This is a genomic window from Neorhizobium sp. P12A (assembly GCF_008365395.1).
GTDB lineage: Bacteria > Pseudomonadota > Alphaproteobacteria > Rhizobiales > Rhizobiaceae > Rhizobium.
Genome location: NZ_QOVX01000029.1, coordinates 1 through 25,721 on the forward strand (window position 1 = coordinate 1; position 25,721 = coordinate 25,721).

The 25,721-nt window shown below is 58.2% G+C and carries 37 protein-coding genes; 5 read left to right on the plus strand and 32 right to left on the minus strand.

Going from position 1 to position 25,721, the window contains the following annotated elements:
• Together DTW90_RS37560 and DTW90_RS33910 are read left to right on the plus strand one after the other, a co-directional pair.
• Positions 1 to 447, plus strand: a 447-nt coding sequence (locus DTW90_RS37560; protein WP_210251454.1) for a hypothetical protein, incomplete at its 5' end; no start/stop codon positions are given.
• A complete protein-coding gene (locus tag DTW90_RS33910; protein ID WP_149344225.1) occupies positions 440 to 625 on the plus strand; it encodes a hypothetical protein in 186 nt (61 codons plus the stop codon). The genes DTW90_RS37560 and DTW90_RS33910, both read left to right, overlap by 8 nt.
• Here DTW90_RS33910 and DTW90_RS33915 read toward each other — a convergent pair.
• Complete coding sequence (locus DTW90_RS33915; RefSeq protein WP_149344227.1) at positions 615 to 1,082, minus strand: hypothetical protein; 468 nt, start codon at positions 1,080 to 1,082, stop codon at positions 615 to 617. The two genes, DTW90_RS33910 and DTW90_RS33915, sit on opposite strands and share 11 nt — an antisense overlap.
• Before the next feature lie 343 nt (positions 1,083 to 1,425).
• Between DTW90_RS33915 and DTW90_RS33925 the strand changes: the two genes are divergently transcribed.
• Complete coding sequence (locus DTW90_RS33925; RefSeq protein ID WP_149344231.1) at positions 1,426 to 1,683, plus strand: hypothetical protein; 258 nt, start codon at positions 1,426 to 1,428, stop codon at positions 1,681 to 1,683.
• A gap of 250 nt (positions 1,684 to 1,933) precedes the next feature.
• On the opposite strand, the gene DTW90_RS33930 is transcribed toward DTW90_RS33925, so the two are convergent.
• The 19 genes from DTW90_RS33930 to DTW90_RS34020 all read right to left on the minus strand — a co-directional run bounded on the left by DTW90_RS33930 (position 1,934) and on the right by DTW90_RS34020 (position 16,433).
• Positions 1,934 to 2,191, minus strand: a complete 258-nt coding sequence (locus tag DTW90_RS33930) for a hypothetical protein (protein ID WP_149344232.1) — start codon at positions 2,189 to 2,191, stop codon at positions 1,934 to 1,936.
• A gap of 57 nt (positions 2,192 to 2,248) precedes the next feature.
• Entirely contained in the window at positions 2,249 to 3,289 is a 1,041-nt protein-coding gene (gene ligD, locus DTW90_RS33935) for a non-homologous end-joining DNA ligase (protein ID WP_149344234.1), read from the minus strand.
• A gap of 228 nt (positions 3,290 to 3,517) precedes the next feature.
• Positions 3,518 to 3,907, minus strand: a complete 390-nt coding sequence (locus tag DTW90_RS33940) for a hypothetical protein (RefSeq protein ID WP_149344236.1) — start codon at positions 3,905 to 3,907, stop codon at positions 3,518 to 3,520.
• Positions 3,908 to 5,146, minus strand: a complete 1,239-nt coding sequence (locus tag DTW90_RS33945) for an SGNH/GDSL hydrolase family protein (RefSeq protein ID WP_149344238.1) — start codon at positions 5,144 to 5,146, stop codon at positions 3,908 to 3,910.
• Between the two features lie 4 nt (positions 5,147 to 5,150).
• Complete coding sequence (locus DTW90_RS33950; RefSeq protein WP_149344240.1) at positions 5,151 to 5,381, minus strand: hypothetical protein; 231 nt, start codon at positions 5,379 to 5,381, stop codon at positions 5,151 to 5,153.
• 101 nt (positions 5,382 to 5,482) lie between these two features.
• A complete protein-coding gene (locus DTW90_RS33955; protein ID WP_149344242.1) occupies positions 5,483 to 5,782 on the minus strand; it encodes a hypothetical protein in 300 nt (99 codons plus the stop codon).
• Between the two features lie 12 nt (positions 5,783 to 5,794).
• Positions 5,795 to 6,094: a hypothetical protein gene (locus DTW90_RS33960; RefSeq protein WP_149344244.1), complete on the minus strand. Its 300-nt coding sequence runs from the start codon at positions 6,092 to 6,094 to the stop codon at positions 5,795 to 5,797.
• Between the two features lies 1 nt (position 6,095).
• On the minus strand, positions 6,096 to 6,482 hold the full coding sequence (locus DTW90_RS33965; RefSeq protein ID WP_149344246.1) for a hypothetical protein: 387 nt from the start codon (positions 6,480 to 6,482) through the stop codon (positions 6,096 to 6,098).
• 32 nt (positions 6,483 to 6,514) lie between these two features.
• Positions 6,515 to 7,258: a peptidoglycan-binding protein gene (locus tag DTW90_RS37920; RefSeq protein WP_149344247.1), complete on the minus strand. Its 744-nt coding sequence runs from the start codon at positions 7,256 to 7,258 to the stop codon at positions 6,515 to 6,517.
• Between the two features lie 71 nt (positions 7,259 to 7,329).
• A complete protein-coding gene (locus DTW90_RS33975; protein ID WP_149344249.1) occupies positions 7,330 to 8,373 on the minus strand; it encodes an acyltransferase in 1,044 nt (347 codons plus the stop codon).
• A 44-nt stretch (positions 8,374 to 8,417) separates the two neighbouring features.
• A complete protein-coding gene (locus DTW90_RS33980; protein ID WP_149344251.1) occupies positions 8,418 to 9,791 on the minus strand; it encodes a hypothetical protein in 1,374 nt (457 codons plus the stop codon).
• A 60-nt stretch (positions 9,792 to 9,851) separates the two neighbouring features.
• Positions 9,852 to 10,532: a hypothetical protein gene (locus DTW90_RS33985; RefSeq protein WP_210251455.1), complete on the minus strand. Its 681-nt coding sequence runs from the start codon at positions 10,530 to 10,532 to the stop codon at positions 9,852 to 9,854.
• Entirely contained in the window at positions 10,529 to 11,656 is a 1,128-nt protein-coding gene (locus DTW90_RS33990; RefSeq protein ID WP_149344253.1) for a baseplate J/gp47 family protein, read from the minus strand. Before DTW90_RS33990 ends, DTW90_RS33985 begins: the two co-directional genes overlap by 4 nt.
• A gap of 10 nt (positions 11,657 to 11,666) precedes the next feature.
• A complete protein-coding gene (locus DTW90_RS33995) occupies positions 11,667 to 12,032 on the minus strand; it encodes a phage tail protein (protein ID WP_149344255.1) in 366 nt (121 codons plus the stop codon).
• Positions 12,033 to 12,040: 8 nt separating this feature from the next.
• Entirely contained in the window at positions 12,041 to 12,577 is a 537-nt protein-coding gene (locus tag DTW90_RS34000; RefSeq protein WP_149344257.1) for a phage baseplate assembly protein V, read from the minus strand.
• Positions 12,574 to 13,611 carry a hypothetical protein gene (locus tag DTW90_RS34005; RefSeq protein WP_149344259.1) on the minus strand — a complete coding sequence of 346 codons (1,038 nt, stop codon included), beginning with the start codon at positions 13,609 to 13,611 and terminating at the stop codon, positions 12,574 to 12,576. The genes DTW90_RS34000 and DTW90_RS34005 overlap by 4 nt, the downstream gene beginning before the upstream one ends.
• Before the next feature lies 1 nt (position 13,612).
• Positions 13,613 to 13,834 carry a LysM peptidoglycan-binding domain-containing protein gene (locus tag DTW90_RS34010; protein WP_149344261.1) on the minus strand — a complete coding sequence of 74 codons (222 nt, stop codon included), beginning with the start codon at positions 13,832 to 13,834 and terminating at the stop codon, positions 13,613 to 13,615.
• Positions 13,835 to 13,837: 3 nt separating this feature from the next.
• Positions 13,838 to 14,605, minus strand: a complete 768-nt coding sequence (locus DTW90_RS34015; protein WP_149344263.1) for a hypothetical protein — start codon at positions 14,603 to 14,605, stop codon at positions 13,838 to 13,840.
• Positions 14,606 to 14,612: 7 nt separating this feature from the next.
• Positions 14,613 to 16,433, minus strand: a complete 1,821-nt coding sequence (locus tag DTW90_RS34020) for a hypothetical protein (protein WP_149344265.1) — start codon at positions 16,431 to 16,433, stop codon at positions 14,613 to 14,615.
• 64 nt (positions 16,434 to 16,497) lie between these two features.
• Here DTW90_RS34020 and DTW90_RS34025 point away from each other — a divergent pair, with 64 nt between their 5' ends.
• Positions 16,498 to 17,232 (plus strand): hypothetical protein, encoded by a 735-nt coding sequence (locus tag DTW90_RS34025; RefSeq protein ID WP_149344266.1) that lies wholly within the window; start codon positions 16,498 to 16,500, stop codon positions 17,230 to 17,232.
• 264 nt (positions 17,233 to 17,496) lie between these two features.
• Here DTW90_RS34025 and DTW90_RS34030 read toward each other — a convergent pair whose 3' ends face one another.
• Positions 17,497 to 18,204: a phage regulatory protein/antirepressor Ant gene (locus DTW90_RS34030; protein WP_149344268.1), complete on the minus strand. Its 708-nt coding sequence runs from the start codon at positions 18,202 to 18,204 to the stop codon at positions 17,497 to 17,499.
• 335 nt (positions 18,205 to 18,539) lie between these two features.
• Here DTW90_RS34030 and DTW90_RS34035 point away from each other — a divergent pair, with 335 nt between their 5' ends.
• Entirely contained in the window at positions 18,540 to 19,211 is a 672-nt protein-coding gene (locus DTW90_RS34035) for a hypothetical protein (protein WP_149344270.1), read from the plus strand.
• 9 nt (positions 19,212 to 19,220) lie between these two features.
• Here DTW90_RS34035 and DTW90_RS34040 read toward each other — a convergent pair whose 3' ends face one another.
• From DTW90_RS34040 to DTW90_RS34080, 11 genes are read right to left on the minus strand one after another with little or no spacing between them, the layout of a single operon-like run.
• Entirely contained in the window at positions 19,221 to 19,733 is a 513-nt protein-coding gene (locus DTW90_RS34040; RefSeq protein WP_188080153.1) for a phospholipase D family protein, read from the minus strand.
• A 16-nt stretch (positions 19,734 to 19,749) separates the two neighbouring features.
• Positions 19,750 to 20,232, minus strand: coding sequence for a hypothetical protein (locus DTW90_RS34045; protein ID WP_149344274.1), 483 nt, complete (start codon positions 20,230 to 20,232; stop codon positions 19,750 to 19,752).
• Positions 20,232 to 20,375 (minus strand): hypothetical protein, encoded by a 144-nt coding sequence (locus DTW90_RS37425; protein WP_188080154.1) that lies wholly within the window; start codon positions 20,373 to 20,375, stop codon positions 20,232 to 20,234. The genes DTW90_RS34045 and DTW90_RS37425 overlap by 1 nt, the downstream gene beginning before the upstream one ends.
• A gap of 26 nt (positions 20,376 to 20,401) precedes the next feature.
• A complete protein-coding gene (locus tag DTW90_RS34050) occupies positions 20,402 to 20,782 on the minus strand; it encodes a hypothetical protein (RefSeq protein WP_149344275.1) in 381 nt (126 codons plus the stop codon).
• On the minus strand, positions 20,782 to 21,228 hold the full coding sequence (locus tag DTW90_RS34055; RefSeq protein WP_149344277.1) for a hypothetical protein: 447 nt from the start codon (positions 21,226 to 21,228) through the stop codon (positions 20,782 to 20,784). The genes DTW90_RS34050 and DTW90_RS34055 overlap by 1 nt, the downstream gene beginning before the upstream one ends.
• Before the next feature lie 13 nt (positions 21,229 to 21,241).
• On the minus strand, positions 21,242 to 22,774 hold the full coding sequence (locus DTW90_RS34060; protein WP_149344279.1) for a phage tail protein: 1,533 nt from the start codon (positions 22,772 to 22,774) through the stop codon (positions 21,242 to 21,244).
• Between the two features lie 31 nt (positions 22,775 to 22,805).
• Entirely contained in the window at positions 22,806 to 22,982 is a 177-nt protein-coding gene (locus DTW90_RS37430) for a hypothetical protein (RefSeq protein WP_188080155.1), read from the minus strand.
• A 10-nt stretch (positions 22,983 to 22,992) separates the two neighbouring features.
• Entirely contained in the window at positions 22,993 to 23,808 is an 816-nt protein-coding gene (locus tag DTW90_RS34065) for a hypothetical protein (protein ID WP_149344281.1), read from the minus strand.
• Positions 23,808 to 24,164 (minus strand): hypothetical protein, encoded by a 357-nt coding sequence (locus DTW90_RS34070; protein WP_149344282.1) that lies wholly within the window; start codon positions 24,162 to 24,164, stop codon positions 23,808 to 23,810. The genes DTW90_RS34065 and DTW90_RS34070 overlap by 1 nt, the downstream gene beginning before the upstream one ends.
• Positions 24,165 to 24,167: 3 nt before the next feature.
• On the minus strand, positions 24,168 to 24,761 hold the full coding sequence (locus DTW90_RS34075; RefSeq protein ID WP_149344284.1) for a phage head-tail connector protein: 594 nt from the start codon (positions 24,759 to 24,761) through the stop codon (positions 24,168 to 24,170).
• Positions 24,762 to 24,767: 6 nt separating this feature from the next.
• Positions 24,768 to 25,268 (minus strand): hypothetical protein, encoded by a 501-nt coding sequence (locus DTW90_RS34080; RefSeq protein ID WP_149344286.1) that lies wholly within the window; start codon positions 25,266 to 25,268, stop codon positions 24,768 to 24,770.
• Positions 25,269 to 25,721: the final 453 nt, after the last annotated feature.

The following is a 25,721-nucleotide window of genomic DNA, read 5'->3' on the forward strand; positions in this document are numbered from 1 at the left end:
TGGAGGCCTCGCCCGGAAGCTCGCAAGAGCCATTATTCAACGGGATACCCGAAATTTCCGCCACACCTGTCTGGAATAATTGTCATGGGAATTCAATGGTGGCTGCCACACCGTGCCACACCTGATTCCTTCTACGGACGTTCCAACAAGGAGAGATGGATGGCAGAGCAGACAATGATTGAGCGGGTGGCGAAGGCGATTGCGATAGAAGCTTTGGACCCGGAGACGCGTGCGGCCGTTGACCAAGAAAAGTGGTTCGTTGCCGAAAGCTATTATGATCTCGCAAGGGCAGCTATCGAGGCTATGATTGAGCCGTCAGAAGCAATGAAGGCTGCTGGCGACATAGAGTGCGAAGATAAAGGAATGGGATTGGGCCGCGCTGAAACTATCTATGCCGTCATGCTAGAAGCAGCCCTACAGGATAGCGGGGAGAGAACGGGTGTTTAAGCGCAAACGGCAACTTGCAGTCTTGGAAGGGAAAGCAGCGCTCGACGCCTTAGATGATGATCTGGATTGGTACTTGAAGCGACAAGAAGCAATCGTGATGTGGGGATTTCGCTTGCAGGGCTTTATTGCCGGAGCGGCACTTTCCGCTGCGGTAACGTGGTTGATTCTCAGGGCTTGATGACCGGCATTCGAAAATTGGTCTTATCCGCCCCCTTCCCCTGCATGTCGTCGAGCTTCGAACTCAAGACTTGAACCTGGGTGGAAACTTTGTTGATCGTGTCTATGACGTTGTCGAGCTTGCCGCCGAAGGATTCCACGACCCGATCGATCCTGTCGTTTGCAGCGTCGATCCCCTTCTTGTTCTCTGCCGTGGCCTCGATCGCTCTGGTCACCTGAAACGAGATCGGCGGGATCTGGGCGACCTGCTGTTGAAGTCCGGTGATCGAATCCTGGTAGTTCTTCAGCCGGTCCTTTCTGGCGTCCGCCTCCATGTCGAAGCGCTGCTGCAGTTGCCGGATATCGCGCTGCGTATCGTTCCAGATATAGCCGGCCCATGCCGCATTGGCGGCGATGCTGATCCCTATGATCGCCATGTTCCAGACATTCACTCGCCACGTCTCGAATTTAACCGGCATATTGTTTTCCTCGTCTGCCACCCTCTGATGCCCTTTTCATGCGATGCCTGTCGATGCCCGCGATATTGCGCGGACCGTTCATTATATTTCGAGTTACGCATTTGACTCTGACTGAAACCAGAACATAATAAGAACAAATTAGTTCGGAGTTTTGCCCTATGAGCGATGTTGATCGCCCTACCCTTCAGCGCGCGCCAGCTTTGGTCGCCCATAAATGCCACTGCGGCGACTGGGCTGGATTCGGCTTTACGCCGCCCGGCCGCCAGCAAGAAACACAGTGGTGGTGCTGGAAGCATTATCCCTATCGGCATCCTGACACGAAGGCCGGCGCGGAGCCAAGATCATGAGACGCTTTGACGAAATCCGCCTACCCGGCAAACACGCGATCCGCTGGCGATTCGTGCCGAAGGAGAACTGCTGGGAGATCGCCGCGTTTCAGGGCGTCGAAACCAGATTGACGTCGGTAACCGGTGAGCAGATCGAGCGGCGCGTCGTTCGCGGCCCGGGGACGGCGGAATTCTCGGAAGCGCTCGGCATGGTCGCTCTATCGGCGTCGCTCAAAGTTCAGAGCAAGCGCCTCAACGGTTCTCGTGCGGTCTAAGCACCTATCCCATGGTGAATAACTCGACATGGGCCGGCATGAAGGCCATGGGGCTCCGTTATGTCGTCGCCTGCACGCACTGTGACCGCATGGTGGAAATCGACCTGGACAAGATGCAACCGGACGGAAATGCCATCAACCAGCGCTTCCGCTGTAGCCTATGCGGTCGATATGGTGAGAGCATCGTCAGCCACCGATCGGCGGATCGTGCGTTTCCTGGCAACAAACCCGATGGCGAGCGATTTCTGGATCAATCCGCCAGCAGATCGAGCGCCCGGAACACCAATTTCGAAGACGCGTCAGAATAGCTAGCGGCGAGCGCCTCGTGCTCCCGGTCGATCTTGTTCCCCAAAGCTTCCAGTCGTCGCCAGCGGCGATCCTTGCTCGCTCTCGACGCCAGCGCCGTGAAGTGCAGGCTTTTGCTGATCTCCATCAGCACCATGTCACGTTGGTGGACGGTGAGCGTGGAAAATGGCTTAGGGCCGGTCCGTTCAATGAACTGCGCCATGGTCGCCTCCCCTGATTCGCGACTCAACGAATCACTTGGCGACTCGTTCCGGGCCATTTAGTCAAGATGGTAGACGGCGGCATTATCCTGTTCGTCGCGCAGGCCTTTGTAGGAGGCGTGGCGAAGCTTGCCGTCCTCCGTCCATGCTCGATACTCGATCTCGGCGATCAATGTCGGCTGAACCCAGATCACGCCCTTGCGCTTCAGGTCGATGGCCGGACGCGATGTCTTGAGGCGGTCTAGGTCGGCGCGGAGCTTGATCGTCGGTCGCTCTTTGAAGCCGGTCCCTACCCCGCCGACATAGACGAGCTCGTCACCTCGATAAGCGGCCAGGAGCAGCCGACCGATGCCACCGAGTGCCGCGGTCGACGGCTCATAGCCGACGATGAAGAAGCTGTCGCTCTGGATGCACTTGACCTTGACCCAATCGCCGAGGCGCCCTGAACGATACGGCGCATCTCGGCGCTTTGCGATGATACCTTCAAGGCCGTGCTCGCAGGCCGCATCGAAGAGTGCCTGCCCATCGCCTTCGAATTCTTCCGACAGCCGAATACCGCCGGCACGATCCTTCAACAAATCTTCAAGCATGTGCCGGCGGTCGCTCAGGTCCATCCGCGAGAGGTCATGACCATCGAAATAGAGCAGATCGAAGGCAAAGAAGATCGCTTCCGAGGCATGACGCTTGCCGCTTCTGCCGCCAAGGGCCTGCTGGAGAGCGCCGAAGTCTGATCGGCCCTGCTCATCCAAAACGACCGCCTCGCCGTCGAGGATGGTCGTTGTGCCGATCGCCGCAGCTTCCTCGGCAATCGTCGGAAAGCGATCGGTCCAGTCATGGCCGCCGCGCGTGATGATGCGTACCCGGCCGGGCTCGACGTGTACCGCCAGGCGATAGCCGTCCCACTTGATCTCATAGAGCCAGTCTGGGCCGGTCGGCACCTTGGACTTGAGCAGCGCAAGGCACGGCTCGATGCGTTCTGGCATCGGATCGAACTGCAACTGCGGCTGATCGGGATCGCGCGGCTTACGCGGCTGGCCTCGGAGCGGGGCATCCGTGTCGCGAAGCAGAGGTTGGGATGACTTACGCGGAACCTTTGTCATGCTCCAGATTGCAACAGACATCGGTTAAGGAGTCGAGTCAGTTTGCCGCGTTCACGCGAATAGGCCGAAGAGGGCCGCGGCGACGATTGCCAACAGCACCACGAACAGGGGCCAAGGGAGATAGCTACCCTCGATCCGTTTTAGAATTCGAACAACATCTTCCATCTCGGCAGGATTACTGATTCACGCAAGGAAAGCCACCCCCACCCTTGGCTAGGGCGGCGGTGATCAGATGCCGAAGCCTATGATTTTCCCGTCAGCATCTTTCAGATTGAAGGACCTTCCCGGCTGCCATATTACCTGCCCGTCAGGATTGCGGATTTCTACGGGCTGCATTTTCTGCAGATTTGCAAAGCTGTCGAAAACGTAACTGTCACCCTCGATAGCCTGCACTGATCTCTCCTGCACGACTAGATCACGGTATCTCTGCCAGCGTGCAATCATCACATCCGCCAAGCGAAGCTTTTCTTCGAATGGCATGTGTTCGTAACCCTCAGGAGAAGAATACCGCTCTTCAACAATGCAGTTTAGTTGCGCGCCTTCGATATCTGAGTCTGACCCTTCGCCGACCATGAGGTCAGCGCTAAGAGAGATGTCCATGTTCTCGAAATCTGTCATTTAAAGCCCCATTGGGTTAGCAGCGGAGACGGCTGTTACGATGGCATTGCCGCCAGCTTGCAGCGGGTGAAGACCATCGTTAGAATACCCTATACCCCACCAATCAGAATTTGTGGTGCTCTGCGCCGGAATAGCGTGCTCGACAAAGCCGGTGATGTGTGTTCCAAGGCCACCAGCGCGTAGGTCAGCGTTGAACGTGTTGCGGCGGCCGTCATTGATAGGCGAAGGCACCACCTGATTAGTGTCGCTCGATGGCGGACCGGTGACAGTCGTGCTTGGTGTAATGGTAGATTGCCAGACTTTGACGCCGGGAACGATAGAACGAATATAATCGTGAAGGACGATCAAGTCGGCCTTCAGCGTGGCGGCGTTCGAGGCCGCGTTCAGATCGTTGACGCCAAGATCGCAATAGGTATCGGTCACACCAACCGAAGCCATGTAGGCGGCTCGCTTGGCGTAATTGCTCTTGTTCTGCGCCGCCGCCGCTCCGGCAAATCCTGTGTGGAAGTAGGAGGCCGTGCCTCGATCCACGATGTAACCCGCGCAAATGCCGATCGCCGTGTAGATCGTTGGGTGACCGTAGCCGCCGACGCCGACCGAGATGCTGTCGCCATCAATGGCAATCAAACGATGCGCAAGGGGCGCGTCACCAATGATGCCGACAAAGCCAGCTGGTAGGTTATTCGAGCCGGGCCCGATTGTGCCGGAAAGCGTCTTGTCGACGAGATCGACGCCTTCCTCCATCAGCCAGAACTTGGCAGCGTTCCTGAAGTAATCCGTCAGGTAGTAGAAGCCGCCATTGGGGACTGTACCGTGATAGATGATGTCGATAAAGCCAGCTGGGATCGTCACGCCAGTCAGTTTTGAGGTACGGACATCGATGTCGCCGGGGTTAACGGTGATCGTGCCACAGTCGTACACAATGCTATCAGAGCCCTTGATAGCCCCATGCAGGGTAACGGTGTTGTCGAGATTGAATTCTGCACCGCTATTATAGCAGAATCCCTGCGCGCTCAGTTCCGGATTGGTGATCGGAATAGGCGACCAGATACGATGCGAGACGTTGAAGCTGTTGTTCGTCCCATTCGACTTGCGGTTCTGTGCGGCACCAATTCCGCCACCACCGATCATGCGTCGAACGGTAGTAGGCCCACCCCCACCCTGCAATATGGAGGAGACGGCTGCAGCGCCGAGCTTGAATGTAGAGGTCGAAACGCCTCCGAGATAAGCTGTCGTCATCGGGTCAGCCTGTAATCACATAGAGGGTGTTCGGATCGGGATTGGGAAGGGCGTTGTAGGCCGCCTGCGAAATACCAACCGCGACAGTATCCGGAACCTTGCTCCAGCCGTTGGCGCGCATGACGAAGCCATCCTGATCCGGGACGGTAAGTGCCTGCCCTATTGTGCAGCTATAGGATCGACCGTTCACGGTGATGGGGTTGTTTGATCCGTCTGCCGGGGGCGAAACGTGCATGGCAATTCTCCAAGGTCAAACGAAAGGGAGCCACGCCAGCCAGATAAGGCCGGCCAGCGTGGCGGATGATGTGAGGAAGCCGATGAGGCAGAGGCGGTCGATCACGAACCGGAAGGGCCTATGACCTTCGTGCTGGGCACCTTGTCGGCGGTCGTCTGGTCAGTCGTCACGATCGTCTGAACCTTGGGAAGCGCAGCCGCCGCGGCGATCGTGTTTTTGTGGGTGTTCTGCCAGATGCCCCAGACGATACCGCCGGCCGCGATCACACCGCCGACAGCGGTCATGATGACGTCGACATCAGCGGACACCGCCGTGCTGTCGATGACGCCATAGGTGGCGAGGATGCTGCCGATCGCCATCAGGAGCATGCGGACGAGGCTGAGGATTTGCTGCTGGTTCATGGCCTTGTCCTTTCAGCCGGCGTCTGGATGGCTGGCTTCGTAGGCGGCCTCGGCATCGTTGAATGCCTTATCCACCTTGGCGCTGAGATCCTCGATCTGGGTAAGCTGGTCATCGGTGACGTCTGAGCTGCCGGTGACGATCGAGATGATTTCCTGGATGGCAGGCTTCACGTCCTCCAGTTCCTTCGTGAGGAAAGGAACGATGGCGATTAGCGTCGAAATGACGGTGTCCACCGCCTGCGAATTGACGCCGAAGTTCTGAAGTAGCTGAAGGATACCCTGCAGAAGGGCAGTGATAACGGTGGCGTTCATGTCAGTTTCCCTTGAAGTTTGCGGTGACGGAGCCGATCGTGGTCGTTGCGGCTACCAGGGCGTCATAGACACCCTTGTCGCCTACCTGATCGGGATGGGCGCGGAGGAAGGCCTGAAGCTGGTCGCGGGCCGTCGTTCCAGACTTGATCGCCGGGATGAGCTGCGTCTTGATCGCAACGTCGTTGCAGCCGGCAGGCGCCGGATTCGGCGTGCAGTAGGCAATGTAGTTGGTCGCCGTGCTCTTCGCGATGTTGAAGGCGTTCTCGGCTACGAGGATGGTCTTGGCAGGCACCTTGGCTTCGGTGACAGCGCTCCAAGCATTAGTGAGTGAACTGCACGAGCTCAGCGCAACGCACAGAGCTACGGCAGCAAATCCGATGGATCGCATGGGTATGGTCCTTATTGTGGGGATGAAGAAAGTTATGCTGCGAGAGCGGCGAGTGTTATCGGCCCCGCCTTGCCGTCTGTGGTAAGCTTTGACGCCTTCTGGAAGGCGATGACCGCGGATTCCGTGCCGTAGCCGAAGATGCCATCGACCGCGCCAGGCTTATAGCCAAGGGCCGCGAGACGTTGCTGCAACTGCATGACCGGGCTGCCGCGCTCTCCGCGTTCAAGAACGCCGTCCGAGAGAGCGTTGACCTCTTCGGCCGTCGGCATGGTCACCTGCCCGCCGCTGGCATACTTGCCCGTCTCGAGCAGGATCGCTTCATCTTTGCGGCGGGCGATCAGTCCAGCCAAAGTCTTGCCGTTCTGCGTCGTCGCGGTGTTGCGAAGGAGTGAAGCGGCGTCGTGATAGTCGCCGGCTTTCATCTCGATCGCCCACTTCCACGCAAGCGCCCCCGCTCCGCAGTTGAACACGACGCTGTCCGAGGCATCGAAGACATTTTGCGGAACCGACTTGCCGCCGAGGAACTTGTTGACCGCCGCGCCATACTCGATGTCGCTGGCCAGCATCAGGCACTCGTCGGATTCGGCTCGGGTCATGGTCGAGCCGGGGCCGAACGTCTTACCGGGTCGGTTCTTCGCCCACCACTGGCGGAAAGCGGCCGAGGCCCAGGTGAACCCCGTACCGATCGTGAGCACGCCGCCAGGATCTCCGTAGGCGTGATCGACGAATCCTTCATGGAGCCGCACGTCAGCGGCGCCCTGAGGCGAAAGTCTCATAGCGATGTCCTTTGATAATGGAAAAAGGCGCCCCAAAGGACGCCTCACGACAAAACAGATGGCTCAGAAGTTTAATTCTGTGGCTGCTCGGCGGCTTCCTGCCTATTTCCGCCGGATGGCCGCGAAAATGACTTGCGTATCCATATCTGGGCTGGGCGCTCTATCAGTTTGTAGCTCGCCCATGCGGCGCCAATTGCAAGCGTGGTGAAACAAACCGCAGTTATCAGAGGGTAACGCTCAGGGAAATGATCGAAGCGCATGAGGCCCGGGCCAATGCTTTCGATCATCATGTAATGCCAGATGTAGAGAGAATATGAGCAGACGCCCACCCACGCGAACACCTTGAAGATCAGCGACGCTCGGTAGCCACGAAGAGAGATGGCTGCCGACAAAACTGCAACAGCCCATAGAGCAGATATCAAATACGCCCTAGATCCGATCAAACCCAGAATTATTGCGGCACCCATTGAAACCAGTGCAAAACGCCAAGTCAGGGCAATCCGATACTCTGCTAACCACATACCCAAAACGAAAAGCGGCAGAAGATTGAAGAACTTGAAATAAGGTGACGGGAAAATATGACCTAATACGAAAGTAAAAATCGAGACAATCAATAGAAATGAAAAATATCGACGCAAAGCATAAAGAAAAGGTACCACTAAATAAAACAGCATTTCATAAGTCAGCGTCCAAAGCACTGGATTTACTGCCGTACTCACGTCCGGAAGGAGCGCCTGAGTGAACGTGACATGCCGAATGACTGTGTAGGTGGTCACGTCCGCCCGATGATCGGAAATGTGCGGGAACACGACGAAAGCAAACGCCAGTGCCACGTAGTACAGCGGCATGATCCGTGCTGCCCTGTGCAAGGCGTAGGTTCTGAGGCCGTTAGCTTGCGCCAGCGTGCGTCCTGCGGACCTCCAAATCAGGTATCCCGATAGAATGAAAAAGATGCAGACGCCGATCGCACCCAGATAGCCAGAATAGGGAACGATCGGGGCTATTCGGATGAGATAGTAGGCGTCGGCGTGAGACACGAGGACGAGAAGCGCCGCAAGCCCTCGCAGCGCGTCTATGATTATCGCTTCCCCTTCGACGTCGAATTTCTCAAACATTTTTCAGCCGGTACCAGATTAACTCCGATCGTTCAACGAACACGTTAAGAGATAGGTGTGACTGACAGAGATACCGACGTTGCGGAACCCGCGGTGAAGCCAGAAGCCGCAATGATCGCCCCGACAACCGCTATTTGGTCACCGGCCACGGCACTTATTACAACTGACGCCGATTGGAAGAAAGAAACCGGAGATGCCTGGTTCGATTGCTGTCCCTGATGGCTTCCTATGATTGCCACGCCATTTTTCCGAATTTCAATTGAACCCGACGTTCCCGGAGTCCCCGTAAAGGTCAAACCCTCGATCACCGAGCCGGAGATTACATAGATACCTGCCCGAGAGAATGTCAGTATGGTTGTTGTGTAGGTCGCAAAATTCAGGGTGCCGCCAGATGTTGCGAACGCCAATACTGTCGGATTGTTGTTGTTCAACGTCTGGGTGGTCAAGTTTGACGAGACAAAGGCCGTGCTCGAAATCGTATTGCCACCAGCGATCCGGAAATTGGTGCCATCATTGATGATTCTTAGAATGTCACCGGCTTGCGCGATGCCAGGGATTGTCGGCGCCCCAGAACTATCAACGAGCGCCACAGCTCCTAAGCCACTGACGTTAATCGTTGAGGATCCAGTGATGGAATTAGCCAGTTTAACAGCGAATTCCTGGTATTTAGCATATGCCTTGATCGGAGGATTGGGGGATATTACGAGGGCGTTCGCTGCTCCCGTATCATCGAAACCTACCCAGGTGTTTGCCTGCACCGCTCCTGGTATTTGCGGGAGCGTAGGGAAAAACGGGGCCGTTGCAAGCAACGAGATGTTGCCGCTCGTGATAGTCGTCGCGCCATTGGCGACCGTAATCACATAGATGCCGACGAATCCCGCATCTGGTGCAGGGGTCGTCTGGGAGCCAGTAGTTGCAGGCGTGCCTGCCTTCAACTGAACGACACAGCTATCCTTGCGGACCGTGTTCTGCGCGGTACCGCTGTTGTTCGGACCGGACCACGCCACGCTCGGGTTCGAGGCATTGTAGTAGGGCAGAACGACGGGATTGCTATCCGTCTCTGAGAAGGCGACCTGCACGAGGAAGTTCTGCGACTGGCCGACCGTGCCAGGCGGCGTGATAGCCGGCAGCGTCGTAGAGGAAGAAAATATCCCCTGCTTGACGAACTGATTTGTGTCCGTGCCGAGAGAGCCGTAGGCCGAGCTGTCGACCGTCTGAAGGCTATAGATCGCGCCGGGGGCGACATTCACCTGAAGCGATGCAGGCACCGTCGGCGTGACGGCAAGACCGACAGTCGCTATCGAAGTCCCGATCAGGGATTCAGCCAGCCACCCGACCCCATAATAGGCGTCTTTGATAGCGTTCAGAATGTCGGTATCGAGCGGGATTTGACCGGGGTAGACGATATGGCGATGCAAGGGATCACTCCATGGAAAGGCACACCGTGAGGCGGCCGGAGGCAGTTGATGTCAGGTGGTTCAATCGGTGATGGCGACCCACGCCGTGATGCCGGCGGCGCGCACGTTGTCGACGGCGCCATAGATGTCGGCGTCGGTCACGGCCCCCTCGATCATGTCGAGATTGCCGTATTCAAAGGTAGAAGCAGTCGAATAGCCGCCGGCCGGGCCGCCATAGCCGATCACGTTCGGGATGCCAGCAAGCGCGGGGCGAAATGCATGTACCAGGATCTGATATGGCATTAGCAGCGAGCCGTAGCCGCCGGCTAGACCGTATGCGAGCCCATAGCCTTTTCCATCTCCCGACAGTCCAGGCGCGTAAGCGCCCGTATCCTGCGGCCGGCCTGGCTCGAAGATGATTGGCGCTCTGCCCGTCAGTCCAGTCAGGATGTCGATGATTGCCTGCCGGGTCTGCCGCGGACGGAAGAGCTCGGCTAGGATGGCGGAACGGAATAGGCTATCGGACCTCGTCCCGCGCAGCATGCGACGGCCGAAGAAATCGAATGCAATCAGATCAAGCCAGCCGTCGGTTGCGGTCGTGATCCGCGTCTGGAGCTTTGCATAGGCGATCAGGCCGTAGATGAAGGCTGCGACGTTGGCGAACCCTGTTATGAGCCCGTCGAAGATCGGGGACTCGCTGGGATACCATTTCGGGATCGTCGCCTTGATGCGCGCGATGAAATCGTTCTGATCGCCCGTCATGATATAGCCACCGTGCCGGCCTTCCCGACCTGGACCGCAGTGATCGCAACGTCAGAGGTTCCCCCGTTCAAAAGCACACTGGTCAGGGCCCCTACGCCGGGCGACGCATCGAACGCAACCTGGATCATGCGATTATAGGAAACACTTGTGCCAATCGGGATGGAGCTCAGATAGTTCGTTACCACCTGCCCTACGGCTCCCTTGACCGAAGCAGCGTCATATCCGGTCTTGACCGCCACGATGGCGCTGAAGCTGACGGAGACGACGTTGGGCGCGAAGACAGCGAAGGTGATGCCTGCGGCGCGATAGGCATCTACCGCGAGATAGACGCTGTTCAACAGATCACTCGAAGGCGAGCCAGTCCCGTCATCGACGATGATCGTCAGATTGCCCGGCTGGGCGACAAGCGCGTGATTGACGTTCTCAATAATGCTGTACTTGAGCCCGAGTTGAACGCTCGTGATTGCATAGCCGATCGCAGCGAGCGTGCCGCGGGCCAGAGAGGCGAGGTAGGCAACGAAGCGGGTCCGCAGCGCCGCGTCGCTTTCCCCATCCGTGCCGCCGGTGAAGGCAGCGGAGTTGTTGACCGTATCGACGCCGAGGATCGCATCCAGGATGACGGAGACGGTATTTGCCTGCACGTTGCTGCCAGCGGAAGCGGTTTGAGCCGCAACCGGGACTGTGACGCTCGATACCGTCGCCGGGATCAGATAACCGCCAAGCCCTGCGTCATAGGCTGGGTTGGTGGTATCGACCGTGACGACAAACGTCTGCGTGAAATCAGCCGTCTGTACCCGTGCACCGATCGGCACCAGAGCCGAGGTCGTTGGCGTGAACCGGGAATAGGTGACCGACCCCGCAGCCGCTGTCGAACTGAGGCGTGTCAGTCCGTAATCACCGACCCAGCTATCGAGATCGGACCCGTTCGAGGTCGCGGCGCGGGTGAGCGCAAGAACCTTCAGGATCAGGCTTTCCAGCCACAGAGCCACGCCAGCATTGGATTCGGCGACCGAGCGAAGGATCGAGCCGACGGTGAAGTCGACAAGGGCGTTTGCCTTCGCTTGGATAGCCGTCGCCTGATCGCGAACAAGCGTCGCGAACGTCTTGATGTTCAACGTTGCCAATGATTTATCTCTACTGATTAATGTCGAATGACAACGTGGCCTGCTGGCCGGTCTTGGCGCTATAGAAGAGGATATAGACCGAGACGCCGTTGAGGATTTCGGTCACATTGATGGTTGGCGCCGGCGATCGAGCAACTGTCGCCTCAAGTGCGATCTGCGAACGAATGACGCTCTTGATCAGATCGAGGTTGAGAACCGTCCCGATACGGCCGGGCAGGCCACCGCCATAGTTCAGGCTCCAGATATAATCGCCCTCGGCCGTCATTAGTCGACGGATGATCCGCTGGGTTGTCAGATCGTCACCGTCGGCCATGAGAATGTCGCCGGTGGCAGAGACCGTCAGGTCGTTGCCCCAGAAGTGCGCCAGGTCTGCCATGAAAGCCTTTATGGATTCGGGACGTCAGTGTCCGCGCCGCCGGGTGTGATGCCGCCGTGGGTATGGGTCGAGCCGACGTTCAGTCCGTTGTGGGTGAGCTTCGAAGACGTCAGGTGGATCTCGCCACCGCCTGCATCGATGGTGAGCGGAAGGCCACCCGTTACAATCGAGGCTGACGAGGATGTCACTTTGAAAATGAAGCCCTCTTTCGTCTGGATGACGATCTCACCCGCCTGTGCAATTGGCGGCCGCTCCTGATCGGAATGGAGACGCCCGATCATGTACGGGCTATCGATATCACCCTCGTGGAAGCCGACGACGATCTGGTCCCCGATTTGGGGGCCGATCGCGATACCGAAATTCTCCCCGACATGCGCCGTGCTGATCGGTATCCATCCAGTTTCTACGCCCTCGGGCTGAAGCTGGGCTTTGACCGCGTGACGGTTCGGATCGTACGAGGAGACGGTCGCAACTCGTTCACGCGGGCGCCGGCTCAAAACCTGATCCACGATGCGGCGGACCACGTCTTCAATATCTCCGGTCACGACTTGCCCCGTTTCTTCGATTTCGACTTGGCTGAGATAGTCATCCGGTAGCCGTCGCCCTGGGCCATCCGGTGCTCCACCGTTTGAATGTCGTGCTGTTGATCGTAAGCGGTTCCCGTCCCGCTCAACTGCATCAGGAAGCGCGGTGTGACGGTCGGATCGCCGGGCATCTCGAGGCTGAAGTTCAGTTCGTGGCTCGTGTTCTCGGACAGGCGCTTTTCGGCGAGCTTTTCCACCTGATCGCCGGTCAATCCCGGTTCGATATAGGTGTATTGCAGCGGATCGCCGGCACCTGGCTCCGTCTTCTCGGTCTCGTACGCCTTTCCTTCCTTGTGGTTCCAACTCTGGACCTTCACATGGACCGGGCGTCCGAGGATCACGTTTCTCGACGTCTTCAGGCTCATGAAATTGCCTTGGGCATAGGTCGCGTCTGTCGGCGGCACATAGGTGACATCGAGAACCGGGAGTTCCTCGTCCATCGGCTTGAAGTAGAGGATGCCGCCCGTCATGTAGGCGGTCATGCCGAAATGATCCGCAAGCTTGGTGATGACGGTCCATTCCGACAGGCGGTGCGTGAGCTTCGCATAGTCGATCTGGAACGTCTTGCCGGCCTTTGCCGATACCGCGTCAGCATCAACCTGGATCGAATGGCGCCCGGCGATCGTCTTGACCACCTGATCCGGTGGCTCGTTGTTGAACTTCTCGGTTGACTTGCTGTCGATCAGCGCGGCCGCCTTGTCCCTGCCCTGCACCGTAAGGATACGGTTATAGAAATCGTGGCCGACCTGATCGACTTTCCCATCGAACATCTGGACCGGGCCGCTGATGGCATCGATCTGAAACTGAACCTGTACGCTGATATCACCCTGCACAGACCACCAGTTCTCATCCATCTCGGGAGGAAGAGCCCCGAAGGGGATTTCGCAATGGAACGTGTCCGACTTGTGGGTCTTGGACAGGTTCACGTCACAGGTTTCGCAGTTCAGCGAGGTTCCGTTCACGATGATGAACGCCCGCGGTTCCCTCACCGGCATGTCATGCTCCCAATATCCCGCCGTTCGAGGCTGTCGTGGACTGCGGGATAACCAGCGTTTGCAGCCCGACGATCATCGGATCGGTCAAGCCGTTCGCTTGCGCGATCTGATACCATTTCGTGGCGTCGCCCAAATATTTGGCCGCCAGCGTGAAGAGATCGCCGCCGGCGACAGTGACGACGCGATTGGTGGCGACGGTCGGTATAGAGGATTGATCGGCCATGGCTTACCCCGCCGCCAACGCGACATTCTTGCCGACAAGATCGATGTAGTCCTTCGAGGACAGCGTCATCACCTCATCGGCGCAATTCTGGACCTGACCGGTGACGAACGCCGCCATTTGATCCGGATCCACGCCAGCGTCGGTTCCGACCCCTACCCCGAGTGTCGCATCGAGACTGGTCGACAGATTGCCGAGCGTCGTCGAGGACGCATAGACAGCGGTCGAGATACCCTGCAAGGCCGTCGCCGGTGCGTCCGCGAGCGATCCCACATTGCCGACCGCCGTGCTGACCGAAGCCACGGCGGAGGCCGTCTGCAACGCCGCATCATCCGTCCCGCCAGCCGAGAATGATGCCGCGACGCTGAGGGCAGATGAAACGATCGCGTCAATTCCGTTGACAATGACACCGAGCGGACCGTTGACGTTGTCGTCGACGACAGTGCACGTGATCCGATACGGGATTTCATATGGCCTGTTCGGATTCGCCTGAAACTCGGAAATAACGACCGTGACGAACGTGCTCAGATAGTAGAGCGGTATCTGCGCGCCGGACGCCCGGAGAGCGTCCAGAGACTGTGCGCGTTCCATGGCATCCGGACCGCGAAACTGCCCTGACCAACGCACCGGATCGGGGTCTGGCCCCATGGTGTCAACGACACGCTGGCCGCCGAGCAGCTTGTGGACCTTCGTCTCCTGCCGACCGCCGAAGTTGATCGCCTCAGGGATTTCAAACCCCTGAAACGTGATGTTGCCGAGGATCAAGCTCGCCATCTGGACCTCAGATATAAGAGACGTCGGTCGGAGCCGGCATAGCCTGCCCGTCGAAGGACGACGACGAACCCGACCAGAACGAATTCCGCGCCATGTGCGTGCTGACGGCCTGGGCCAGACGGCGACCATCAACATTCAGTGCCGTGTGGATCACTGTCTGCCTGCCGGCGCCTGCCGGAGGAACCCAGCTCGCCGGGGTCGCGCCCATCTCGTCCTTGCCCGGATGAACACCGGGTGTCGGAAAGCTGAACTGAGGGGTGCCGGGAGCATTTGCAGAGCCTGGCGCACCAACACCGGGACCGCCCATGATCATCGATGGCAGGTTCCGGATTTGGTTCACGAAGTTCACGATGGCCTGATAGATGCCGTTGAACACGTCAACGACCGCCTGCCAATGGAATGCGGCAATTGTCGCGATGATCGAACCTATGCCGACAACTGCAATAGCAATTGCGCCACCGGGCACGAGTGCAGCCGCCGCAACACCGACCGCAGCAACGCCGAGGGCTGCCAGACCGACACCAAGCCCGATCAACGCCTCCCCGATGATCTTGATCGTCTCAGGATGGCCCGAGGCAAAGCTGGTGAGGGACTTCACGACATCAGCAATCGAATTCATCGCCTGCACCGCGATCGGCACCAGCGGCGACCCGAGAGCCGTCAGCAGGTTGTCGAACGAATTGTGGAAGTTCGCAGCCGCCGTGTTTGGATCGTTCGCAAGCATTGCACCCGATGCGCCAAGCCCTTGAGCCGTCCCGATAATGCCGGCATCTTTGTTGATGCGGGTGCTTTCGAGAAGCAGCGTTGCAATGGCCTGCGCCGACGTCCGGTTGCCGAACATGCCGCCGAGCAACGAGATAGCGCTTTCGTCCCCCGGCGCGACCGCATGCCCGAGCTTCTGCTCGACGAGCGGCCGGAAAATCTCCTGCGCCCAGCGATACGGGTCTTTGGTCATCAGGTCGGTGCCTTTGACAGCACCGGGATTAAAGCCGACAGGGTCGCCCTTGCCGTCATAGATGATCTTGCTTGGATCCTCGATGAGACCGAGGTCTATCATCTGCCCGAGTGACCGCTTGGTGACCTTCCCCTGCACTGCCGTACCGAACAGTGACATCAGCGCGGTACCGGTCTGCGACGGTCCCATTTCCTGAATAAGTGACGGCAGGTACTTCGTATAGAAGTCCTCGTCCCATCCCTTCGATGCCAGGCGGCCATATTGAGTGGCCTGAAGGAACGAGCGAGGGTCAACCTTGCCGCCGGAAGCCGTGATCGCCTTCGTCATCTGGTCGAAGTACGACATGAACTGGTCTGGCCCCTGAAGGCCTTTCAGTTCACCGGCCCGCGCCATTTCGTAGACCGCATCAGCCGCACTGTTGCCGGAGCCTTCGGTCACTGCATTCAGCACGACGCGCATCTGCTCGAGCGGGCCGATGAAGTCCATCGCATGCTCGGTCGAGCCGAAAACCATTCTGGCTTCTTTGATATCCGAAAGGACATCGGAGACCTTCAGGCCATATTGCGACGCTACCTGCCACGCGTCAGCCGTGGCCTTGGCAACCCCGACCTGATCGACGCCGGCCGCTGCAAGCTGCTGCTGGACGTGGACGAGCTCGTTACCATGATCGACCAGCTTTGCCATACCGGCGAGGATTGCCGAACCGGCGAGTGCCGCGCCCGCGCCTGCAATTGCGAGGTTCCAGCGATTGAAAGCGGCTTCAACCTCTCCGACACCCGCCTTGATGCCCAACAGATCCTTGGCGATGATCGCGAGAACGGGCGACATGCCGTTCGTCAGGCTGATCGCAACACCAATCTTCCAAACGTCCAAGGGCCACCTCGACTTTTGCGAGAAAAGGACTCATATTCGCTCCACTTTTCAACGGAGCGCTCGAATGAGCCAAGAATGGGATTTCCCTCCTCGCCGTGGATGGCAGGAGGAGACTTTTGCAAGGCCGAGCATCCGGCCTCGATTTGAGCGGGTCGTTGACCACGTTCAGCCAAAACCGAAGACAGCTTGGCGTTGGTACCGGCAGCAGATGCGGGGTCGCGGTTCATGGCTTTACAAGGCCAATGTCACAGCGCTTATGTTCACTCTCTGGGGCGCCTTTTTCACCGCTGCTTGTCTCGTAGGTTTGGCGGTCGGACTATGGCTCTGTCCGCCAGCTCGCGCCGACCAATCGCCCTATTCCTTATCGCCTTCCAAAAATCGCAACTTGGAAAATGCCCTGAATGCTCAAGCACGTAGCCTCGGGTATCATGTTTCCTTCAATATACCGAATTGCGAAACCGGTGCCGCATATGTCTGTGATGTGAAAGCAAGCAGCGGCAACCATTCGTTCAAATTTCTCGCCGTATCAACGGCAAAGGGCGCTTCGGTCGACCACTTTTCAGTACCTATGTCAGTCGAACATACGCCTCTGGCGCTAGCGAGCTACTCGGTCGTCAGCAGCCTTATCGGCTCAAATGATATCTCGCTGGAAGACGCTACTTCATTCCTTCAGGACGAAATATCCGAGGCAAAATCCTCTGGGAATTCAGCGACAGATCCATATCGCGGAACAATGCAGAATATTGCTATCTTGCCTGGATCAGCAGTTGTTGTGACGGTTTCCTATCAAAAAGACTAGGGAATTGTTATCCCCTAGTCCAATGGCATCACGCTACCCTCTGACCGTCTCCGCGTTCGAAGAAAACGCCAGAGACACGATCGAGCCCGTCGCCGTCCCGGAAACACCACGCCTTGGTGATGGTGGGATCGATCAGTCTGGCCGCATTCCCGAACTTTTGAGCAAGTTCGTGAAGCTGGGCCTGGATATCTTCATCCGGGTTCACAAACTGGTTTCGGACCTGGGCGGCGACATCGTTCGCTGCTGTGAGTTTAGGAGCCCTCATCACGCAGCACTCGCCGATCGCGGAAATGCCTTAGCGAGAACCGTAAGGCCTTTCGGCGTCACGCGAACCTGCGTCGAAACCCATTCCGTCCCATCCGGTCGCGGGCCGGTGTTGACCTTATGTTCGAGATATCCGGCCACAATCTTGGACTGATACGCGATGTCTTCCTTCGACCCGGGCCGGCGATAGGTCCAGCCGTTCGTCGTCATCCATCGCATCAGAGTGTGCGGCGGGATGCCGAGGTGCTTTGCGGCCTCTGTACGATTGAAGCTGCCATGCGCTTCGGCAATCTGTTCCAGGGCGGCAACGGCCGGCTGCATTTCTTCGAGCTGATGCTGCAGGTCAATGACCTTGTTCACATTGTCGAGCAGGAGCGCGCGAAGATTGGCCGGATCGTTGAGGTCGATCGTCACCGGTTGGCGACGTTCAAGTTCATCAAGACGATCGATCACCTTCTTGCGCAGCGGGATGCTGTAGCCGGTTATCAGCGTCATCGTCAGATCGCGCGGCAAATGAAAGCACTTCTGCTGCTTCCCTTGGCTATCCGAATAGGTGCCCCCAAACTTGGGGAGACCCTCATCAAGCGCTTCCAGCATGACGCGAATGTCGCGCATAACGTGGTCGTGGCGCTTGCCGCAGAGATCGGCAATTTCGATGCTGGACATTGTCGCCGGCTGGCCGACCGTGGTATTGATCAATTCATTCATCTCGGTTGTTCCTTAACCGTTGGTGATAGACGCGCCGCTCGCCAAAGCGACGTTGTTGATTGAAGCAGCGGCAGGGGCTTTGACGCCAATCTCTTCCCCTGTCGCTGCCGCCATCCTTTCGGAGAGGATGGAAACGATTTGAGCGCTTTTTGAACGGAGCATCCGCTTAGCCTCACTCGTCACCCAAAGATCCAGTTCCAAGGGTAGGTTTAATTTGTATTGGATAATCCTCATATCGCTCCTTTCACCATTTTGGTGAACGAACTTACCATTCACCAAATTAGTGCGCAAGACGCGTTCTTGGTTTTTTCACTATTTTGGTGTTAAAGGAGAGCATGGCTAAACAAGACGATTACACACGGTACACGATCCGCATTCCGTCCGAACTCTATATTCGGATCGCAGCGCACGCAGATTTCAACGAGAGATCGGTCAACGGTGAAATAACGTCTCTCCTTGAACTCGCGATCTGGGATGCTGACATGTCTCGAATTCAGTCAGGGTTGTTACCGTTACGAGAGGCTACACCCGACGAATTGCGCATGGTCGAAGAAGCCCGCTTGGCGATGAAAAAGAGGGCTCTAATGCCGGGCCACACAGAACACGTCCCCTCTGGAGACGTCCCTTTTTTCCATGATGACCTGTCCATCGCGGATGAAATAGCCTCTCTCGAAAGGAAGCTAAAGGATGTCGTCGCTGGGCTACAGCGAATGCGCAGCGTTACAGATCCATCACACGCAGACGCGAAAAGTGAAGCTCTGGGTACACCTCAACTTGCTCTCAACCTCGATGACCCCTCACACCTAGACGTCAAGGTCGCAAAGCGCTTGGTAGAGGAAGTAACCAACAAGACCTTTCTACTGGGCGTTCAAGACGACCCCCGCAGAGATGTCGCGCTCCTCGACAAGATCGCTGTAGATTGGCTGCGTCGCCGATCAACCGGTGCCCCCGCTTTGAAGGATCCCCCCCGAGCACTGGATCTCGGCAGCGACCCTAAAGAGGAATAAGCGCTAAAACTACTGACTGGCTGGCGGCTCAAATTCTCGCGACGCGGTCAGCCGCGATTTCCAGTTTTCGATGAACCTCGCGGCGATCGGCTTCGATTCCGTAAACGTCACATTCTCAGCGTTCCGCTTCTCGGCATTTGCAGAGTAATTGAATGATCCGCCGATTGTCAGGTGGCCGTCGACTATGATGACCTTGTTATGGGCGATGGCCGGCTCGTAGTCGATCCAAACCGGGATGCCGTAGGCTTCGAGCAGTGTGGCGCCGGAATATCGCTTCTCGTTCGTCTTATCCAGGATCGCCAGCACTTCGACGCCGCGCTGCGCGGCCCGCTGAAGGGCATGGATGATCGGCTGCGATGTGAAACCGTAAGCCTGAACCTTTATCGTGTCGTGGGCGCCATCGATCGCCTCAACGATCTTCGGCTCGCATTGCTGCGCCGGCGTGAAGCAGACCGTGACGTCTGCCTGGTCGGCGAAAGCTGGGATGGCGGATAGAATCAGGAAGGTAAGAGCAGCGCGCATACCCATCATTATCACGTTACGGAATGTCGATCACCTGCCTCGCGCCATTGGCGAACTGAGGCGCCTCGGCCTTCACCAGCGCAGCATGCATCTCGCGGCCGATGATATCCCTCACCTCACCCGACTTGCGCGCCGCCGCGCCGCCGAGGAATGAGCGAGGAGGAATACCGCGAGAGGTTCCGAGTTCCTGCCAAACGGCCTTGTCGTCGTCGGAGCCGACATACGCCTCATGCTCCTGGATCACGGTTCCGATACTGTCACGCATCTCGCCGGTTTCCAGAAGCGGGGTATCGCCGTTGGCTTTCTGCGCGATGGTTTCCGGTTTGAGCGGCGCCCAAGCGGCGAACGGACCAGCCGCACCCTGATAGTGGCCGATCTCGGCTTTTGCTTCGGTCTCGACGACCTGTGCGGCAGCCGCGAGCGCGTTGTGCTCTGCCATCGGCATATGGACCGCCATCTCGGTCAGGAACGCCGCCATGCTGTCGAGGGTGAAATCCATTATTTCTTCTCCACCCAACTCATGCTGTTCCAGTCGAAGCGATTGTAGGCGTCCTCGCCGAGGGCAACGCAGTGAGCCAGTTTTTCAGCCGACCCGAGACTGAAGGCGACATCATAGGGGACGCCGTTCTTCACCAGGAACATTGAGCTCCTGAAATCTGGGTCGTCGGCTAGTTTTTTGCTTCGTCCGCAACCTTCCCAGATGTCTCGCCGATCTTGAAGTGCTTCTTCATGCCGGCGCCGACCGCCTCGAAACCATCGTCATCAAGACGGTCAATGAGGAAATCGATTTCGCTTTCAGTCTGCGGGAAGCTTATGGGATCATCGTTGATTTGTGTCACGCATACTGCGACGGCAGCAAGCCCGACATACTGCACCTTCGAACCTGCCTCCGCCGAAAGGATCTTGAACAGCCGGCGCCGCATGGACATGCTCATTTTGCGGAAGCCGATCCTTCGACCACGCTTATCTGTCTCAAAGACGACGCGGTTGGCATCATCGACGATCTCTTCAGAGGGCGTAGCGCCCTTTTTCACAGTCACGGTAGCCATTATTGAACCTTAATCCGGCGCGAGGCCTTCCAGTTGAGCTTCTGCTTGACGTATGAATCGCCAGTGAAGGTTCCGGCGTCGGCATAAGCCAGCGCCACGCCGTCGAAGCGATACTGACTGATCGTGCCATCCGTTTCCGTGATGGTCTCGGTGATGCGCAGCGCGTTGAGCGTGCCATTGGCGAAATACCCGGCCTCAACCGCGGCGAAATAATCATCGAGCTCGGACGAGGCGCGGTCCACAGACAGATCGCCCGACCATGTATCAGGGATCGAGGCCAGACGGTTGATGCCGTCCAGCCCCTTGCTGTCGAGTTCCTTGGTGTTTTGCTTGGCGCTGAAGCTCGTCAGGATCGCCAACGGCAGGATGGTGTTGTCGGGAAGGACGATATCAAGCGTCGCGTCCTTCCCGATCGACATGGCGCCGAAACCGGTATTCACGGGCATGGGTCAGGGCTCCTTAGATGGCAAAACTGACCTGGGTGCTGTTGACCTGCACCGACTGGCCCGCTTCGAGGTTGATGAGGAAGAATTCGACGATCGAGAAGTACTTGACCTGCACGTTCGCCTGCAGGTAGCCGAGAGCGACCCGCGATTGCGGATTGTTGGCGGCGTCGATCTCGACCGAATAAGGAAGGCTGCCGTCGCTCGACCCGATCAGTCCCTGTTCCGTCAGGTTCTGAAGGAAGCTATCGAGCGTGATCTTCGCCTGCCGCTGGGTCGTCGGCGAATTGAGCTTGCCGACATAGATGCCCATGGCCTGGTTGAGCGTCGTCGCGATGTAGTTCGTCAGTCGAGTGTAGTTGTCGCCATGGATGACGGCGTTGGACGATGTGTTGTGGCCGAGACGGCAACCGAAGTAGTTTCCGCCCGGTACCGGGTTCGAAATGACATCGATGCCTGCCGCCGCGAGGATCTGGATATCCGCTGAGGTATAGGGGACCCCGGTGTAGGATTTCTGCGTTCCGACGATGCTGTTGAGCTGCTTGTTCAGCGTCGACTGCTCGGGCGACAGCGCAGCCAGTTCGCCAGCAACGAACGCAGCCGGCGAGACGAGGCGCTGAGGCACGCCATTCAACGTATCGTTCCAGTATACCCAATCGCCCAGCATGAGCTTCATGGCATAGCTGTCGATGCCAGCGGTGGCCTTTGCGGTCGCGGCGGTCTGCGGGTCGTAGCTGCCAGAGGCCATGGCCGAGACCATGTAAATGCCTTCCGACAGGCCGAAGGTGATCTGCGTTGCCCAACTCGTGCTGTCGGTCAGGTCGCAGAGGGTGGCGACTGAGACGCCCTGCCCGCGCAGCGCATACATGCCCTTTCGCGGGTTGGTATCTACGCCGAGCATGGCTGTCGCGTTGATGGTCGTGGTGCCATCGGTACCGCCGGCCAAGGTATAGCTTGCAGTGGCGGGGGCGGTCGTACCGGCGCCCGCCGTCGCGACGATGATCCGGGAAGGACCGCGCGCGGCGTTGCCGTTGTTGATGGCATTCGCCATGGCAACCCAGAGCGCATTCGCCGAGCCGGCGATGTTGTCGAAGATTTCCGGCGCGAGGCCCGGCGCGGCAATCTTGACCTGGAAGGTGCTGGCTGCCGATCCGGGGCCAACGGATACCTGGATCTGGTTGCCGAACGACCCGGTGTATTTCGAGGTGAAGGTGATGCAACTCGTCTGCACGAGGATCAAGGCGGCGGAGTCTGTGCCATCCGTGATACGGACGCCCATGATGGCCGTCGCGCCCTGCTGGAACCCGATCACCGCATGCGTGCCCATGTCGAACAAGCGGTTCTGATAGGGGCCGAAGATCGAGGCCCATTCCGTTGGGTTCCCTGCGATCTTCGGCTGATTGACCGGTCCCCATGTCGCGGTACCGACAAGGCCCTCGATATTGGACGGAACGCCATTGATCAGGAACTGCGGCGGAATGATCTGGACATAGACGTCCGGGACCGTGAGCGCCGTCGTGTTCAGCGCCCCTTGCGGGAAGATCGGCATCTAGCTGCCCCTTCGTGTTGCTGGTGGTGGATCAGGTATTGGCCGGAGAACCGGCGTCTTTGCCCGGCTTCTGCGGCTCGTCCGGAAGGTTAACCGTGACAACCTCGTTCGGGTTCACTTCGAGAACGGTTTCGATCTCGGCGGCATCAGTGATCTGCTCGCCCTTGGCATATTTGCCGAAGGGCGCTGTGACGATCAGCGCTTTCATGTGGATGTCCTCAGGTGGTGACGATGGCTTTCGTCGAGATGATCTGCGGTACTTGCGTGATGACATTCGTGCCGTATTCGACCATGTAGACCAGGTCGCGACGGTAGATTTCGACGGTCTGCCGCTCGTCCGAGATCATCGTGCGCTGGTAGACCATGCGAGCGCCGGAGCCGTCTCCGAGCAACAGATGCTCGTTCTGGACCAGGGCGAGATCAATCAGTGGCGCGGCGATGTCTCTCATTTGATGGGTCGGGCACCAGAGCGTGACCATCACGCCACGTTCCTGGCGTTTGAACTCCTGCCACATGGTGCCGAAGACGCCGACGATGGCAGATGCGATGATGGTTGCCGGAAGTGTCAGGACCGGCCCGCTCGATGTCGCAGCGACGCCGGCCGCTACTAGAAGTGCGGCGAGGCCTGCCGCAATCGTCGTCATGGTGTCCGCTGGCGTCGCCGGATAGACATATGTCTGGTTCGCCGGCAGCCAGTCGCCGAGCGTGACGCCGACGTTCTGCGCAGTCGGGATCGTGCCGGCAAAGGTGATCGTCTGCCCCGATATCGTCGCCGTGATCGTTGGCGCCGGGATATTGAGCACTTGCGGGTCGGTCGTCAGTCGGGTCGTATTGCGCTCGACGCCGGCCATAGGGAAAACCGAGACCGTGAGAATTCCAGCAGCAAGGTCGGAATCCAATTGCGCTGGCACTGGCCAGCCTCGCATGACCTTGCAGTCGTTGCCAATGACCGATGGTTGCGATGTCCCGTTTGGATAGAGGCAATTCGCCACGATCTGGGCTATCGCCTTCTCGACGTCAACAATGTCAGCCATCAACGAGCCTCAAGGCGAATGCAGGGGATATTCCAGCCCATGCTGTTCACATAATCCGCCTCGACCTGAAACCGGCGCCCGAGGTCATCGGTGATGATGTCGCGGTCCTGGATCATGCCGTCTGGAACTTTCCCGTTCGGGATATAGACGCGCCATACGATCGGGCCTGGCGGCTGCGCTGGCAGGGACCCGTTCGGAACGCGTGCCATCGTCGTCTTGGCCTGAACGCTTGCCGGGATGCCGGAGATAACAGGAGCCTCAGTCCCCTTCTCTACCGCGGAATACCCGACGTTGCCGACGCCTGTCTGGCCCTGCGGCCGGGTGACCGAGATTGTCCTCGGATAGAGAAAGCTCATGGCTCAGACCGGCAATGTGTTTTTGTACTGGCTCAGGATGGCATAGACCGTTGCAGGCATAGGAACGACGCTTCCACCGGATTGAACAAATGGGCTCGCATATTTCTCTTCCGTGTCGCCGGCGCGGCGGGATGTGACGACGCCGACATCGCCCTTCGTCAGATATCCGGCCTTGAGCCAATCGAGGCACGCCATCTGAAGATCAGCCGGGATCGGGTCGAAGCCGGCGGTGTAGGTGATGAGGATATTCTGAAGGCCACGCCAGAACTGCTCACAGCCTCCCAGGACGACAGACCGATCGCTGAAGGCATATCCGATACCAGGAACCCCGGTCGCTGCGTTGACCGGCTGCCCGTTGACGGAAAGCGACGAAACAGCCGTGATCGGCCAGTTCTTCGTCATCAGCCGTCCGCCACCGTGTCCGTCGGAGACCTCGTTGTACGTGGCCATGACAAAATTCCGGCTGCACCATGAGGCAATCGCCTGAGAATAGGCGCTGATGGCAAGCTGCAGGTTGGCGTCGTCACTATTGGGGGGGATCCCAAGCCACGCATAAGCCTGCGCGAGTGTGACGAGATCATTCTGACCTGCGGCCATCGGCAGTTACTCGGCGCTCTTTGCGGTCTCGGCTGTTTCAGCCGGCTGTTCTTCAGTCTTCACCTCTTCGGAGGCTTCTACCTGCTCCGCAGCTTCTGGCGGCTTCGTGCCGAGCGGCACCATCGGGACTTCGTCGTCCTTCACGCCGTCTTTGACATGCTCCTCATCCGTCTGCTGTTCAGCGACGGGCTCGGCTTCCGTTTCCTTGATGCCGATGTACTCGAAATTGTGCGACAGGAGATCGTCCGCCAGATCGCGCGGGACAGCAATCATGTTATCGCCATCAGTCTCATAGGTCTCTCCGTGGGTCGTGACCGACTGAGCTCCGATAAGGGAGCGCATGACGACATAACCGTCAGGGATCGGCATGATCTGGAAGCCGCCGACGCCGACGAGGCCGGGAACGGCATCATCCGGCACCATGACATTGCCTTCGCTATCGGGCACGAACAGGCGCGTACCAATGTTAGCACCTTCAGAACCGGACGGGGCCTTTAGCTTCTTCATGATCGTTGTCCTTTCGTTTCAAGAACGGCTCGGCAAAAGCTCACGAGCTCGTCATCAGAGAACATTCCTCGGGCCATGTTGGCTTGATATGTCACTAGCCGGACATTGCCGATTATGTACCCTTGTTCTGCATCAATCCGATCTATTGACAGGCTGTCGCGCTGCTGGCCCTTCGATCCAAAGACCATCGGCCTACCGGTTAACGCGCATTTCCCTTGCTGCTGATCGAACAGGCTTGCGACGTCCGCCCCGGTTATTTCACAAGGGATGCCACGCTTCCTGCAGTACGCTCGGGATGTTCGAAGATTTGAGGCTGCCCATCTGGAGATGTCAGTTCTCATCCCTTCGTAAATCTTCTTGTATAAGGCCTTTCGCTTCTCAGGATTGGCCGCCTGCCATGCTTTTACCCGAGCTCTGTTAGCAATGGGGTCGCGACGATCGGTCACCGCTTTC